Annotated in this window: 2 pseudogenes; both read right to left on the bottom strand. The window is 72.0% G+C overall.

The window, feature by feature from the left end:
- Positions 1 to 1,763, bottom strand: a pseudogene (locus HY68_RS25295) (alpha-mannosidase); the annotation flags it as partial.
- Positions 1,756 to 2,171, bottom strand: a pseudogene (locus tag HY68_RS44070) (hypothetical protein); the annotation flags it as partial. The pseudogenes HY68_RS25295 and HY68_RS44070, both read right to left, overlap by 8 nt.

Genomic DNA, 2,171 nt, shown 5'->3' with positions numbered 1-2,171 from the left:
CAGGCGATGGACGAGCCGGGCAGGATGTCGTGGAACTGGTTGAGCAGCACCCGCTTCCAGACCGACTCGACGCGCTCGTACGGGTAGGCGGCGCCCGCCTGTACGGCGGCGGTCGCCGCCCACAACTCGGCCTCGCGCAGCAGGGCTTCGCTGCGGCGGTTGCCGCGCTTGGTGCGGGCCTGGCTGGTGTAGGTGCCGCGGTGGTTCTCCAGATACATCTCGCCGCGCCACACGGGCAGGTCGGTGTACTCGGCGCGGGCGGCGGCGAAGAACTCGGTGGGCGGGCCGACCTCCACCTTGGGCGAGCCTTCCAGGTCGCGCAGCCGGCGCGCCTTCTCCAGCATGGAGCGGCTGGGGCCGCCGCCGCCGTCCCCGTAACCGAACGGGGCGAGTGACCGGGTAGCGGATCCCTTGTCCTTGAAGTTGCGCTCCGCGTAGGCCACTTCCCTGCCGGTGAGTTCCGCGTTGTAGCTGTCGACGGGCGGCAGGTGGGTGAAGATGCGGGTGCCGTCGATGCCTTCCCAGTCGAAGGTGTGGTGCGGCAGCTTGTTGGTGTCGTTCCAGGAGAGCTTCTGGGTGAGGAACCACTTCGCCCCGGCGAGCCGGGCGAGCTGCGGGTAGGCGGCGGTGTAGCCGAACGAGTCGGGCAGCCACACCCCGTCCTGTTCGATGCCGAACTCCTCGGCGAAGAAGCGCCGTCCGTAGACGAGTTGGCGGGCCATCGCCTCGCCGCCCGGCAGATTGCCGTCGGCCTCGACCCACATGCCGCCGACCGGGACCCAGTTGCCCGCGGCTGCCGCCTTCTGCATCCGGCTGAAGATCTCCGGGCGCTGCTCCTTGATCCAGGCGTACTGCTGCGCCGACGAGCAGGCGAAGACCAGTTCCGGGTACTCCTGGGCGAGGGTGGTCATGTTGGTGAAGGTCCGTGCGCACTTGCGCATGGTCTCCCGTACGGGCCACAGCCACGCGGAGTCGATGTGGGCGTGCCCGACGGCCGTGATGGTGTGCGCCGAGGCGTGCGCGGGCCGGGACAGCACCTCGGTCAGCCGGTCACGCCCCGCCTGCGCGGTGTTCGCGACATCGGCGGGGTCGACGGCCTCCAGGGCGCGGTGCAGGGCGCGCAGGATCTGGTGGCGGCGGGTGGCGCCCTCGGGCAGCTCCCGCATCAGCTCGTCCAGCACCTCCATGTCGTGGATGAGGTGCCACACCGCCTCTTCCCGTACGGCGATCTCGGCGCTCTCCAGCACGTACAGGTGTGCGTCGCCCGCCGTCTCCCTGGAGCCGAAGTGGGTTCCCCTGGCCTGGCTGCCGGAGATGTTGGGGTTGGCGGCCAGTTCGACCAGCAGATTGACGGCTTCGCCGCCGGTGGCGCTGTTCGACAGGAGCACACTGCGGTTGTACGGGTGCAGGCCCTGGAGCGGTGAGCCGTGCGCGTCGTGGACGAGGCCTTCGGCCTGGCCGCCGGGGCCCCGGGTCAGGTCGAAGCCGAGGTCGAATACGGCCTCGACGCGGCGTCCCGTCCACTCGGCGGGGATCTCGGCGGTGGCCCGCAGCCAGGTGGTCGACCAGGGGCCGCCCCAGCTCTCGCCGGTCTTCATCGGACGGTAGTCGGCGGCCAGCGCGTCGGCGACGGGTACGGGTTCGCCGTCGACCTGCCAGGCGTCGAGGGTGAGGGAGCGGGCGTCGCTGTAGAGGGCCGGGCGGAGCTGACGCTCCAGGAACTTGGCTATGCGACCCTCGACGAGTTCGCGGTCGTCATGCACGGTGCGGGTCCTTCCACAGGGCGTCGGCGCCGGTGGGCGCGGGCAGCCGGACGGCGTCCAGGGTGCCGTCGGGCCAGGTCACTTCGGCCACCACGTCGGGGCCTTCGAAGCGGGTGGTCAGCCGGGGCAGGTCGGCCTGCCGCAGCGCGTCGCCGCCGAGGTGCACCGCCGCCGCGTACGGCGTGGCGTAGGCGACGGGGCCGTGCGTCCACAGCACGGGGGTGGCGGAGCGGGCGCCGAGCGGGTTGCTGTCGGTGGCGTGGTGGATCTCGGCGGCGGCGAATCCGTCGAGGGCGACGACGGTGGACCGTACCCCGTTGTCACCGGTGACGGCGGCGCTCGGCCCGTCGCCGAGCGTGCCGGTGCCCGTCCCGGGTCCGGGCTCGGCGGGTACGGGCAGCGCCCAGC

Origin of the sequence: Streptomyces sp. AcH 505 (assembly GCF_000818175.1) — a bacterium.
Classification (GTDB): Bacteria; Actinomycetota; Actinomycetes; order Streptomycetales; family Streptomycetaceae; genus Streptomyces.
Note: the sequence above shows the minus strand (reverse complement) of the source record. Positions and strands in the feature narration are given on the sequence as shown.